Below are 13,120 nucleotides of genomic sequence, written 5' to 3'. Positions count from 1 at the left end.
GGGGATCACCTTTGCTTGATTTTATCTTTCGTCTCTTTTCTGGTCGGCCGTTTTTTCAAAAGAGGCGTCGGCAGTCTGACGATCGTATCTTTTAAGTCTTGGCCAGGCTGCGCCATGATCGGAATAAGATAGTCCTGACCGAAGCTTTTCAGGCGCATCAGATGGCCGATGACAAGCAGATAGCACATGATCAGTCCGTATAAACCTAAAATCGCCGACAGAATCATTGAAAAAATACGGATGAGCCTCAGCGGAAAATTGAACGCATAGGAGGGCGCCGTAAAAGAAGCCAATGCCGTAACGGATACGACAATGACCATCATCGCGCTGACGATGTTCGCCTGAACGGCGGCCTGCCCGATCACTACGCCTCCGATCAGGCCGATCGTCTGTCCGATCGGCTTCGGCAGCCTGAGTCCGGCTTCTCTGATCATCTCAATCGTAAAAATCATGATAAACGCTTCAACAAAAGGGGGGAACGGGACATTCAATCTGCTCCCGGCAATCGTAACCGCCATTCTCGTCGGCAAAAGCCCCGTGTGAAACGTAACGAGCGATATGTAAAGGCCGGGTAAATAAATCGTGATTAAAATGCATGTATACCGAAGCAGCCTGAGAAAGGTAACCGGAACCCACCGCTGATTATAATCGTCAGGGGAGTGGATAAATTCATCAACGGTAGCCGGCACCAAAAGGGTAAAAGGCGTTCCGTCTACAAGAATGGAAACCCTTCCTTCCAAAAGAGCGCCCATAACCCGGTCGGGCCGTTCGGTCGTCAAGACGGTCGGGAAAATAGAATACGTGTTATCTTCAATAAGCTGTTCAATCGCTCCTGATTCCGGAATGTCATCAATGGTGATCGAATCCAGTCTTTTCATCACTTCTTTTACAACATCATCAGGGGCAATATCCCGAATGTAGGCAACGGCAATCCGCTTTTTTGTCCGTTCGCCGAGTGTGATCTCTTTGATCTGGAGGTTGGGATCACCGGACTGCTCGCGCAAAAGCGCCGTGTTCGTCCGAAGCTTTTCGACAAAACCTATCCTCGGCCCCCGTTCAAGCACTTCTGAAGACGGTTCTTCAATATCACGCATTTTAAATGTTTCCGTCTCAAACGAAAGGGCTTCCTCCCATCCCTCCGCCAGCAAAACCGATTTGCCGGAGAAAATGTCTGCCTCCGCGTCCTTAAGTGAAGAAAGCCGGGTATGACGATAGCCGAAAGAGATGGATGACGGCGGTATTTCAGCCGGTTCCTCTTGATGCCGGGCGGCCGCCTGCACGGGCGAAATAATATATTCCGCAAGCAATTGATTGTCGGTCAGTCCGTCTATATAGATAAGACAGGCGTCACATTTGCCGTTTCCGTACGTAAACGAATAAAACATCATGTCATCGCTTTGGCCGAACCGTTTTTTCAGCACTTCAAGGTTTTTGCCGAGCTCCGCATGTATCGTCACAATGTTCCCCCCTTTTTCCATCAGTTATTTTAATTTGCGACAAACAAGGAATTTTATTCTGGAATAGGAAATGACTGAGCATCCCGCCCCATCCGAATGGTATAATGAGCAGGTCAGCCATTTTATACATATTGTTTTTAACCGCGGCTCCCTCCGTGTTTTAAAAAAGACACAGGGGGAATGGGATATGAGCCGCTTTTTAAGGGGAGGGGAACGAACATGACGCAAGAGCCGATTTTTTTACAGCCTGTATGTAAAGAAAAACTATGGGGCGGCACGTTATTACGCGAACGATTCGGATATGACATACCTTCAGAAACAACCGGCGAATGCTGGGCGATATCAGCCCATCCGCACGGAATGAGCACGGTCAAAAGCGGTCCGTATCAAGGGAAAACCTTGATGGAACTGTGGGATCAGCATAGAGAATTATTCGGCGGAACGGAAGGGGACCGGTTTCCGCTGCTGACGAAAATACTGGACGTCAAACAACATCTGTCCGTTAAAGTCCATCCTGACGATTATGACGCCGAGGATCATGGACTGGGCGAAACGGGGAAATCTGAGTGCTGGTACATTATTGACTGTAAAGAAAATGCGGAAATCATATACGGTCACACGGCCCGTTCGAAAGCGGAACTTGTCACCATGATTAACAGCGGTGACTGGGAAGGCCTGCTGCGCCGTGTGAAAATCAAACCCGGCGATTTTTATTATGTGCCGAGCGGAACCATCCATGCCATTTGCGCGGGGGCGCTCGTGCTTGAAACACAGCAGAATTCAGAGGCGGCCTACCGGATATATGATTACGGGCGTACAGATCAAAACGGCCAGGCGCGTGAGCTGCATATCCGCGATGCCGTCAACGCAGCCACCGTTCCTCATGTGGACGGATTTTTAGATGAATCAACTGAAACGAGAAAAGGCGTCACCATCAAAACCTTTGTGCAGGGAGAATATTTTTCTGTATACCAATGGGATATCAGCGGGACGGCGGAAATGACCCAGGACGCTCCGTTTATGCTGTGCAGCGTCACAGAAGGAAGCGGCTCCATCATCTGTGAAGGCAAGTCCGCCAAGCTTGAAAAAGGCGCGCATTTCATACTGCCGGATCAGATGCCTGACTTTACGATAAACGGAGATTGCACGATCATCGTTTCTCATATATAAAACCAAACTTAATCCCAGCTCTGGGATTAAGTTTTTTTATTTGGAAAATTGGGTGATTTCTCTCTGTAAAAATGAAGAAGGCCGGCCGATAAATAAACTAGTTTGATAGAAACCAATTGAATCAGAAAGAGGAGAAGGAATGAAAAAGAGATTCGTTGCACCTATGTTATTGTCCGCCGTTTTCCTTGTCTTTTGCACCCTTACACAGCCCGCTGAGGCCGCATACAGCGACTACTCCGTTTACGAGCTGGAAACGAAGCAGCAATTTGCTTCTGAGAACGAGGCGCTTCAAGCGGCAGCGAAATTGAAAAAGGATACGGGATGGCAGGCTGACGCAAAGAAAGCCGGAAATACGCCGCTCACTTATCAAATCTCAGCTTCAGGCTTACACGATGAAACGGATGCGAAAACCGTGCTGAAAGATTTTACGAAGCAGACGGGCGTGTCCGGCACTTACAGCGCAAGCGGAAGCAAACAGCCGTACGTGACCGTCACATCAGGCGTCCTATCAGACGAGCGGCAGACGAAAAATCTTCTTGCCGAACTGACGAAAAAAACGGGCGTGACCGGCGCCGTCAAGCCGGCGGGGACAAAACAGCCGTACATGCAGGTCGTGACTGCTGAGATGGCGGCCGAAGCGGACGCAAAAGCGCTCTCGCAAGCGTTGACGAAGCAGACGGGCGTGAAAGCGTCATACCGTCAGATCAAACGGGAAACAGCCCGGTTTCAGATCCAATCAGGAACAATCTCCGGCGATCAAAAAGCCGCTCAAATCCAAACTGATTTTCAAAAGGAAACAGGATTGCAGGCGTCGCTGAAAGTCACGGCAAAGGCCAGTCCGAATATCACCGTGACAGCCTCTGACATTTCAAATGCAAATGATGCGGCAGGTTTAGCGAAACAGCTGCAGCAGAAAACGGGCGTCAAAGGGAATGTTCAAAAGTATGCCCAAAGCAAAACAGCAACCGTGTACAACGTGCAGTCAGGATATTTTAACGGAGTAAGCGCCGTACAAAATGCTATCACCCAAATCAAGAAGAATACGGGTGTGAGCGTAAGCTATCAAAAAGCCGGCAAGAAAAACAATTACACGGTCGCGATGAGCGGACTGACGGCTAAGCAGCTGCAAAGTGTTCAAGCTTTCTTTAAAAAGAAAAAATGGCATTGCGACGCATCGCCTGTCAAAAAGACAGCATCAGTGTCCGTTTATCGGATCACGGCAGGGCAGCTTACCGCTGCAAAGGCAGATCAAGCGGAGGCGTTTTTCCGCCAGCAGCATGTAAAGACGGCAAGAACAGCGGCGGGAAAAACAGCAGAAAACGAATATCAGCTGCTTTCTCAGCAGACGGCAGACCAGTCGAAGATAAAAAAAGGATTGAATCTGCTGGCGGGATATAAACTGACCGCCATTACAAAAACGATATCCAAGCAGACGGACACAACGTACCAAGTCACAACCGAATCACTGCTTGATACGGCAAAGATCAATCGTTCGCTGGACTTTTTCAAAGGGAAAAAAGTATCCGCCTCCGCGCAGAAAACAGGTGAAGCAGCGTATACACAATTCAGAATTGAAACGGCACCGCTGCTTAAAAAGGAAGACATTGACCGCGTGACTGCTTTTTTCAAGCAAAACAAAGCGGCCGGCACTGTGAAGGAGACGGGGAAAACCGGCTCTGCACAGTACGTCATCAAAACCGAAACATTCAGCAGTAAAACCGTTTTAAATAAAAGCATGAGCTTTTTCAGCGCCAAACAATTACAGGCCGGCTATACGAGTGAAAGCCATCCGGTTTATGAACTCCGCATTCGCGATCAATTCACGGGAGCGCAGTCAGCGGACGCCGCCTCCCAAAAGCTGAAAAAGCTGTACGGATGGACGATGGCTATTTTGAAAATAAAAAACGGACCGCAAATCATGAATACCAATTACAACATCTCGCTGGCAGATATGGTCAAAAAACAAATGACAGTCAGCCCGCAGACTGATGCCGCGGCTTATGCATCGCTTACGTACATCAATACGGCCTCCGGAACTGTCACAGCCGACGTCCTGAACGTCCGGTCAACCCCGGAAGTCAGCTCCGGCAATATTATCGGGCAGTTGAAAAAAGGCGATAAAGTCAGCATCACAGGCCAGACAAACGGCTGGGCCAAACTCAGCATGGGCTGGAGAAACGCCAGCAGTGACGAAGTCGGGCAGTATGTCAATCCGGCTCACTTCGCACAAGACAGCAAGTATTACTTTCAATTTCTGAAGCTCTCTCAGACAGCCGGACTGAACGCATCGGAACTGAATCAAAAAGTGCTGGTCAATAAAGGAATACTGACAGGGAAAGGCCAAGCCTTTATTACAGCTGCCGGCAAATACAGCATCAATGAAGTGTATTTGATTTCGCATGCTTTGCTTGAAACGGGCAATGGCACGTCAGAGCTTGCGAACGGCATTATGTATAATGGTAAAAAGGTTTACAACATGTACGGCATCGGGGCTTATGACAGCAACCCGAATTACTACGGCGCACAATACGCGTATAATCAAGGCTGGTTTACTCCGGAAGCCGCGATTATCGGCGGAGCCCAATTTATCGGTGCGTCTTATATTCACAATCCTTCATACGAGCAGGATACGCTGTATAAAATGAGATGGTCTCCAGCCGCGGCCCATCAGTATGCGACAGATATCGGCTGGGCGTATAAGCAGGTAAACCGCATGTACAGCTTATACTCACTGCTGGATGACTATACGCTTTACTATGATGTTCCCGTGTATATGAAAGTATAAAAAAAGGGCTGAAGTGTATGCTTCAGCCCTTTCTTCATGCAAAAAACACCCGCCGTCGGATTCAGGCAGGTGCTTCAGCACAATTTTTCATTTTTGTTTCCGCAAATTTCAATAACGCTTCACTCGAATTCCCATCTGAATACATATTCCATTTGTCTGAGAACCGCTTCATTTCTTCTGCACGAAATGGCTTTTTCGTCATTTCCTCCAGAAGGGCTTCGCTGTCATGACAAGCCTTTCCGGGAATGACGGACGTATAATTGTTGATTAAACCGCGTTTTCGATCATATTCTTCCAGATCATACGTGAAAAAGAAAATCGGTTTATTTAAGAGCGCGAATTCAAAAGGCACGGAAGAGTAATCCGTAATTAAAATATCAGCCGCTTTCAAGAGATCATGAAGACGCATGTCAGACACGTTCTTGATCAGTTCGCTTTCAAACGAAGCGGAAATCTGATGCAAAACGGCAGGGTGAAGCTTTACAAGCAGCATATACTCTCCGTTTAACGCGTTTGTGAGCTGTTCTTCGGTGAATGGCAGCCGGAAGGATTGCATATCATAATCCCTGAATGTCGGTGCGTACAGGATGATTTTTTTCGGCCATTTGTGCTTCAGTTCCGGCTTGTGTTCTTCATAATAGACGTCAGTCAGGGGGACACCCGTTTTTAACAGCTGGCCGTCCCGTATGCCGAACGACTTTTTAAAAACGTCAGCCATCGCGTCTGAGCCGACGGTGACAAAGTCAAACGAGCGGTACACTTTTTTAAACCGGCTGATATCTGATGCCGGACGGTTTTGATTCGTCACATCCTCAAGGCCGAACTTTTTCAAAGAGCCGTTCGCATGCCACACCTGAATGCATGTCGTTTGCGGCCGGCGGTTTAAGACGCTTGTCATGAGGAAATAGTTATCCGTTATCACCACTTTGCTCTTAAAAAGGATCAAAACAGCCTTCAAAAGATGCAGCGGATGTTTTTCGTTCAGATAAAAAGAGCCGATACCTTCCAGCTCTTTTTTCAGACTGACGGCATGTCTCGTATACAAAACCGTCATTTCATAAGAAAGCGATTCAGCGTGCGCTTTGTAAGAACGGATGAGAGCCTGCGCATTCTCTTCAAAAGATACCAGCAGGGTCAGATGGTTCTTGGGCTTTACAGGCTTGAACAAAACGCCGAGAATAGACAGATATATAGAATAAAAAGCGGCGAATAAAGATCGCAAGTTCATAGATTACCAATCTCTTTTGCTGTTTTATTTGTTTAAAGCTGTTTCGTTTGATCTTCTGCCTGCTTGGAATACAGGCTTTTATTTGATTTATTATTTCTCAAAACGGTAAAAGCATACTTCGGAATGTTCAGCATCCTTTTCCATCTCCACGGATTCGTCAACAGTCTGTACAGCCATTCCAGATTCGTTTTGATCATCCATTCAGGGGCGCGTTTCACCGTTCCGCTGAACACATCAAAGCTTCCGCCCAAACCGATCGATACAGCCTGAGGGAAAAGATGTTTGTATTCATAAATAAATTGTTCCTGATGGGGATATCCTAAGGCGACAAACACGAGATCGGGTTTCGCCCGGGAAATCTGTTTGGCGACGAAGCGTTTATCCGCTTCATAACCGTTGCTGGCTCCGACAACCTCAATATTCGGATACTCTTTGCTGATCCGGTTCAAAACGGCGTCAAGCACGTCTTGCTTAGCTCCGTATAAAAATATTTTTTTAGACTGCCGGTTTGCGAGGCCGAGCAGCGCAAGAAACACATCGAATCCCGCAATTCTTGATTTCAGCGGGTGCTGCGTCAAACGTGACATTAACACGACGCCGATACCATCCGGCAGGACGAAATCCGCGGAAGAAATGACTTGATGATAACCTTTGTCTTTCGCCGCAGCGTATCCGATCTCAGGATTGACCGTCGCAATGACGGCTCCTTGCTTTTGTGCGATATAATAAGTGTCTAAATATGAAATAAACTCCTGTAAATTTCCATTAACATAAGAAAGGTTGTGCACCATTTCAGTCTGCATCTGCCGTCCTCCTTTTTGTACGGGATTTTCTTTCACTTTTTCGTGACTTAGGCTAAGCTTTATTTTAACATAATACCTTCAGAGAAACTTAACAATAGTTTTACAAAAATATAAATAAGATAACAATTTCTTTAATCATACGCGCAAAAACCCTGCTAAACTCCTATTGTAATAACATTTGTTAATAAGTGGATTTTAACTTCGTTTTACATTGGCTTAACCTTTTCAGGGCTATGTGATATAATGAGGTTCCATGAGTACGAAATTGGCACTTTAGTGATTAAGGATACAGCTGCGCAGCATTTCAGGGCAGTTGCTTGTTATACGTATGATGATAGAAAGGAGCTTTTGTTTCATGAAGAAGGTCATTACTTACGGTACGTTTGATTTACTGCATTGGGGTCATATTAAACTGCTTGAGCGCGCAAAGCAGCTTGGAGATTACCTTGTTGTTGCCATCTCAACAGACGAGTTCAACCTGCAAAAACAAAAAAAGGCCTACCACAGCTATGAACACAGAAAGCTGATTCTGGAAACGATCCGTTATGTCGACGAAGTCATTCCGGAAAACAGCTGGGATCAAAAAGTACGTGACGTAGCGGATCACAACATCGACGTGTTCGTAATGGGAGACGATTGGGAAGGCAAATTCGATTTCCTTAAAGATCAATGCGAAGTCATCTACCTCCCTAGAACCGAAGGCATTTCCACCACACAGATTAAAAAAGAAATTGCCGGGGTGTAATTGAAACATTCGGATATACAGATGATAAAGAAGTACTCCCTCCGGATAGGGAGTACTTCTTGTAATATAAGGTTATTTTCGCTATATTTGTTATGCGCTTTTGAAAAAAAGCTAGACAATAAGAGGAGAATTTAAAGATGAATCTTAGTAACTTTTTTAAGTTGAATAAAAAAGAGTCCAAGCCGTCCGTAGAAGAACGCGAATATACCATTTTAAATAAAGAAGCATTGGCGGAAGAGAAGAAGGTAGCGGTAGTCGTTCCTGTTTATAATGCAGAAGAATATGTAAGGAAAACAGTTGATTCAGTGATCCTTCAAAACATCGGCTTTCAGCATATTTCTTTAATTCTGGTCGATGATTGCTCTACTGATGATTCCAGAAACATCCTGACTGAGTACGCCGAGTTGTATGAAAATATTACAGTCGTCTTTTTGAAAGACAACACGGGAACCCCGGCTTATCCGAGAAACTTGGGAATTGAGCTGGCAAATGCAAAGTACATTACATTTTTGGATGCGGATGATTGGTTTGCGCCGAACGGAGTTAAAATCTTATTCGACATGCTTGAAAGAGATCAGGTAAATTATGCGGTCGGAAAAACGATCGAAATGCAGGTAAACGGTCAAAAAACGATCGGGAAACATGAGTCTTCGCTGAACAGAGCGAAGGTATCGCCTTTTTCAATCCGGCATATTTTCTATCATCTCGGCCCGCGGGCAAGAATGATGAACTTACAATTTCTAAAAGATAATGATATCAGATATCCGGAAATGAAATTTGCTGAAGATAAGCAATTTTTTATGGATGTTCTTTTGGCGTGCGGAGATATTTCAACGTCAACCGAACCGGTCTATTATCTGAACAGAATGGACAATAATGAGTCGCTGACAAAGCAGACTAATATAATGGAAAAAACCGACACGAACATAGCCGTAATGAAGTATATTCTGAACAAAAAATTAGATACTGAAAAAGAGAAGATGGCGATGAACCGCCTGATCGAATTTGATTCCATTACGCGTCTTTTCGATCGGATGCACTTCCTGAAAAGCGAAAACAAAGAAGCCTACTACAATAAATTCAATGAAATTCTGAATGTGTTAAAGAAGACGAAATACGATATTTCCGAGACATTTTTTCATCCGATTCATAAAACAGCCTACCGTCTGCTGACTCAAAAACGGTATGATGAGGTCGAAAAGCTGTTCCGCTGGTCCAAAAAAGAGCCCGATAAAAACATCGTGACGCAAGGCGGGCTGGCTTATTTAGAAAGCCCGCTGACGGATGAAGAAAATAAACTGGTCGAACTTCGCATGCACGGAGAAACGGAAAGCGCGGTGTTCGCCGATCATAAATTCACCGTTACGTTCCGCTTGTTCGGACAGGACAGAAATAATGCCCAATATATTCAGTTTCAGCACAGAGATAACATGAAAGTAGTCCACCAGTTTCCGGTTCAGTCACTGGGAGACGGGCGGTACGTCCTTGAAATCCCGTTACGTGACATTGAAAAAGTCGGACTTGGCGGTTATATTATGTATGTCATTTATAACGATTATGAACGTGTCATGTTAAACAGAGACGACGGTGAAAAGGTGACGGCAGAAGCGAACGGACTGCAATATCAATTCTACCGGACGGTGAAGGAGAACCTTTCGCTGAAAGTAACAAAATGATGATTGTGATTGGATATGTTTAATTGAAACAGAGGAGTAGACTTATTTTATGGGTATAGAAAATCCTGTCAGATACAAGTTAAAACATCTTAACATAAAGGAAGAGACATTCAGCATTACGATATCCTGTGAAAATGTCACTGCAGGGGAAGAGCCTTCTCTTCAGATTATAAATCGTAAGACAAAAGCGGAACTTTCCGTCCCTCTGAAACGGTTGGCCGGAGAAGGCGGGGAGTACCATGCTGTTATGAGCACGGATCTGCTTTCTGACCATACGGACGGCAAAGGATGTCTGGATTTCTATGTCTCCTTTATCAATGATGACAGTGATATCAGTAAAAAACGGTTAAAATCCAGCCTTGAACCTATTGAACTGTCTTCTTATAAAGATGAGGCTCATCATATGTTCTTTTTCCCTTACACGACGAAGAAAGGGAATTTCTCCTTAAAGCTGCTGCAGAAAAAGTTCGTCACGCGGATTGATGAAATGGAGCTCGAATCTGACGGCAGCTTACATCTGAAAGGTTTTGCATTCCGGCTGAATGCGGCAGAAACCTTAAAGATAAAAGAAAAAAACCTGATTCTGAAAATGAAAAAAGGAAAAGAAGAGGAGCCTCTCATTCTGAAGTATCCGCTTCACGACGTGCCGAGACACGACCTTGATGAATATGTTCAGGACACAACGATGCTTGACACGATAGGCTTTGATACAAAAATTGATTTGAATGCCGTTTATAAAGAATTGAATCAGCAGCTAACCTTTCAATTCCATATTCAATTCATTTTTGAAGATGCCGGGACGGGTGAAGAGATTATCACCAACAGCAAACCGTTAAAGGTTCTGAAATCTGAACAAGTAAACCCTAACCAATTCACGATCCTGAAAACGGAGAAAGGGCCTGCCAGATTTCACGTTTTCACGAAAAAGAAAACGAAAAATCTCCACCTGAGAATGAACGATTACAGCTTCAGCACCCGCGTGGAGTATTTTGTGAGAGGAAAGCTGAAACGGGGCGCTTCCTTTGTACGCAAGAGAAAGAATAAGCTGAAAAAGTTCATTGAGAAAAGAATACAAAACACTTATAAAGCGGGATTCAGGGTTGCGGGGAAACTGCCTGTCAAACAGAAATTTGTCATGTTTGAAAGCTTTGCCGGAAAACAGTACAGCTGCAATCCGCGGGCGATTTATGAATACATGAGCAAAGAGATGCCGGAATACCGTCTCTGCTGGAGTGTAAACCCCGCTTACTCACAGACATTTAAAGATAAAGGAATTCCTTATATCGAACGCTTTACGTTCAAATGGCTGTTTGCCATGGCAAGAGCCGAGTACTGGGTTGTCAACAGCCGTATGCCGCTGTGGATTCCGAAACCTGAGCATACGACATATGTCCAGACATGGCATGGCACGCCTTTAAAGCGCCTTGCCGTAGATATGGATGAAGTGCATATGCCCGGAACAAACACTGAAAAATACAAGCGCAACTTTACGACAGAGGCTTCAAAGTGGGATTACCTGATTTCACCGAACGCATATTCAACCGAAATATTCGCCCGGGCGTTTCAGTTTAATAAAACCATGATTGAATCGGGATATCCGCGGAATGACTTCCTTCAAACGGATAACAGCCTTTCTGTCATTAAAGCGCTGAAAGAAAAAATGAATCTTCCGCAAGATAAAAAAGTGATTATCTACGCACCGACATGGCGGGATGACCAATTTTATAAGAAGGGAAAATACAAGTTTGACCTTGATTTAGACCTTCATCAATTGAGAGAAGCGATCGGCGATCGTTATGTCATTATTTTACGAATGCATTATCTCGTGGCGGAAAACTTTGATCTCGGACCGTATGAAGGATTTGCTTATGATTTCTCCAGCTACGAAGATATCCGTGAGCTGTATATGGTCTCTGATTTACTCATAACGGACTATTCCTCTGTCTTTTTTGACTATGCAAATCTGAAAAGACCGATGCTGTTTTATGTGCCTGATATCGAAACGTACCGGGATAAACTCAGAGGGTTTTACTTTGACTTTGAAAAAGAAGCGCCCGGCCCGCTTGTCAAAGAAACAGGTGACGTTATCAAATGGGTCAATGAAACGGAATCAGATGATTATAAGCTTCCGGATTCATTCGGGCCTTTTTACGAGAAGTTCTGTTATTTAGAAACCGGAGAATCGTCTGAAAAAGCCGTAAAAGTGATTTTCGGGGACAAGTAAATAGGTGCAAAAAAGCATAATTTAACCACGTTAATTATGCTTTTTTGCTTAAGTGACGGCATGTTGCGTTCAAGGGATTCAGGCTTGTTATGAAGTGAAAAATACATCGTAATCTGTTACAATTATGAGCGGTGCTTTTGTAAGTCAAAGCTATTACCTAAAACTTACGACTAAGGAAGATTAGAATGAATGCATTGGTAAAAATTCTGAAAGAGCAATTCAACTCATTTCCGCTGATTATGCGGCTTGCAGTGTACGAAACGAAATCAAAGTATCAAGTGAACTATTTGGGTATATTGTGGCAGTTTCTCAACCCTATGATTCAAATGCTGGCTTACTGGTTCGTATTTGGTCTCGGGATTCGCGGCGGACATGATATGGTGCTTGGAAATGGAGACAGCGTACCGTTCATCGTCTGGATGCTGGCCGGCTTAATTCCTTGGTTCTTTATCAGTCCGACGATACTGGATGCATCTAACAGCGTTTTTAAACGGATAAATTTAGTGTCGAAAATGAACTTTCCGATCAGTTCACTGCCTTCTGTAGTGATAGCATCGAATTTATTCAGTTACTTTGTGATGATGGCGATTTATATTATTGTGCTGCTGAGCAACGGACTGTTTCCGACGCTTCACTGGCTGCAATATATTTATTACTTGTTTTGCATGATCAGTTTTATGTTTGCTTTCGGCCTGTTTAATTCAACCATCAGCGTTTTAATCAGGGACTATCAGTTTTTGCTTCAAGCCGTCACAAGGCTGCTCTTTTTTCTTCTGCCGATTTTCTGGGACATTGCGGAAAAATTCGGAAACAGACCTGAAGTTTTGACCATCTTGAAGTTAAACCCTCTTTTCTATATTATCGAGGGCTTTAGAGACAGCTTTATGGAAGGGCAGTGGTTTTTCCACGATGTGAAATACACGCTGTATTTCTGGTTCGTCACACTGCTGTTATTAACAGTCGGTTCACTTCTTCATATGAAATTCAGAGATAAGTTTGTTGACTTTCTTTAATATAGTAAGGAGATTATAC

The 13,120-nt window shown here is 44.6% G+C and carries 9 protein-coding genes; 6 read left to right on the top strand and 3 right to left on the bottom strand.

Translation table 11 applies throughout. The features are described from left to right. Positions 1-5: 5 nt before the first annotated feature. The gene (locus ACKTRM_RS16780) at positions 6-1,457 is read right to left on the bottom strand and encodes a spore germination protein (RefSeq protein WP_012118591.1); all 1,452 of its coding nucleotides are present in this window, start codon (positions 1,455-1,457) and stop codon (positions 6-8) included. A 219-nt stretch (positions 1,458-1,676) separates the two neighbouring features. On the opposite strand from ACKTRM_RS16780, the gene manA reads away from it, so the two are divergent. Both manA and ACKTRM_RS16770 read left to right on the top strand, forming a co-directional pair. Further along, the gene (manA, locus tag ACKTRM_RS16775; protein ID WP_012118590.1) at positions 1,677-2,627 is read left to right on the top strand and encodes a mannose-6-phosphate isomerase, class I; all 951 of its coding nucleotides are present in this window, start codon (positions 1,677-1,679) and stop codon (positions 2,625-2,627) included. A gap of 139 nt (positions 2,628-2,766) precedes the next feature. Next, positions 2,767-5,412, top strand: coding sequence for an N-acetylglucosaminidase (locus ACKTRM_RS16770; RefSeq protein WP_012118589.1), 2,646 nt, complete (start codon positions 2,767-2,769; stop codon positions 5,410-5,412). A gap of 61 nt (positions 5,413-5,473) precedes the next feature. On the opposite strand, the gene ACKTRM_RS16765 is transcribed toward ACKTRM_RS16770, so the two are convergent. Beyond that, the gene (locus tag ACKTRM_RS16765) at positions 5,474-6,640 is read right to left on the bottom strand and encodes a CDP-glycerol--glycerophosphate glycerophosphotransferase (protein ID WP_012118588.1); all 1,167 of its coding nucleotides are present in this window, start codon (positions 6,638-6,640) and stop codon (positions 5,474-5,476) included. A 32-nt stretch (positions 6,641-6,672) separates the two neighbouring features. Then, positions 6,673-7,443, bottom strand: coding sequence for a WecB/TagA/CpsF family glycosyltransferase (locus ACKTRM_RS16760; protein ID WP_012118587.1), 771 nt, complete (start codon positions 7,441-7,443; stop codon positions 6,673-6,675). Between the two features lie 355 nt (positions 7,444-7,798). On the opposite strand from ACKTRM_RS16760, the gene tagD reads away from it, so the two are divergent. The 4 genes from tagD to ACKTRM_RS16740 all read left to right on the top strand — a co-directional run bounded on the left by tagD (position 7,799) and on the right by ACKTRM_RS16740 (position 13,101). Then, complete coding sequence (gene tagD, locus ACKTRM_RS16755; RefSeq protein ID WP_003151361.1) at positions 7,799-8,188, top strand: glycerol-3-phosphate cytidylyltransferase; 390 nt, start codon at positions 7,799-7,801, stop codon at positions 8,186-8,188. A 137-nt stretch (positions 8,189-8,325) separates the two neighbouring features. Beyond that, complete coding sequence (locus tag ACKTRM_RS16750) at positions 8,326-9,864, top strand: glycosyltransferase family 2 protein (RefSeq protein ID WP_012118586.1); 1,539 nt, start codon at positions 8,326-8,328, stop codon at positions 9,862-9,864. Positions 9,865-9,913: 49 nt separating this feature from the next. Next, positions 9,914-12,088, top strand: coding sequence for a CDP-glycerol glycerophosphotransferase family protein (locus ACKTRM_RS16745; RefSeq protein WP_023357154.1), 2,175 nt, complete (start codon positions 9,914-9,916; stop codon positions 12,086-12,088). 185 nt (positions 12,089-12,273) lie between these two features. Further along, entirely contained in the window at positions 12,274-13,101 is an 828-nt protein-coding gene (locus tag ACKTRM_RS16740; protein WP_003151365.1) for an ABC transporter permease, read from the top strand. Positions 13,102-13,120: the final 19 nt, after the last annotated feature.

This window comes from Bacillus sp. D7-8 (genome assembly GCF_052055895.1).
Taxonomy (GTDB): domain Bacteria; phylum Bacillota; class Bacilli; order Bacillales; family Bacillaceae; genus Bacillus; species Bacillus velezensis.
Note: the sequence above shows the minus strand (reverse complement) of the source record. Positions and strands in the feature narration are given on the sequence as shown.

What these genes read in the sequence shown, in the direction of transcription:
- ACKTRM_RS16760 (WP_012118587.1), bottom strand. Translation starts at nt 7,443, where the DNA reads ATGCAGACTGAAATGGTGCACAACCTTTCTTATGTTAATGGAAATTTA.
- ACKTRM_RS16745 (WP_023357154.1), top strand. Translation starts at nt 9,914, where the DNA reads ATGGGTATAGAAAATCCTGTCAGATACAAGTTAAAACATCTTAACATA.
- tagD (WP_003151361.1), top strand. Translation starts at nt 7,799, where the DNA reads ATGAAGAAGGTCATTACTTACGGTACGTTTGATTTACTGCATTGGGGT.
- manA (WP_012118590.1), top strand. Translation starts at nt 1,677, where the DNA reads ATGACGCAAGAGCCGATTTTTTTACAGCCTGTATGTAAAGAAAAACTA.
- ACKTRM_RS16750 (WP_012118586.1), top strand. Translation starts at nt 8,326, where the DNA reads ATGAATCTTAGTAACTTTTTTAAGTTGAATAAAAAAGAGTCCAAGCCG.
- ACKTRM_RS16740 (WP_003151365.1), top strand. Translation starts at nt 12,274, where the DNA reads ATGAATGCATTGGTAAAAATTCTGAAAGAGCAATTCAACTCATTTCCG.
- ACKTRM_RS16765 (WP_012118588.1), bottom strand. Translation starts at nt 6,640, where the DNA reads ATGAACTTGCGATCTTTATTCGCCGCTTTTTATTCTATATATCTGTCT.
- ACKTRM_RS16770 (WP_012118589.1), top strand. Translation starts at nt 2,767, where the DNA reads ATGAAAAAGAGATTCGTTGCACCTATGTTATTGTCCGCCGTTTTCCTT.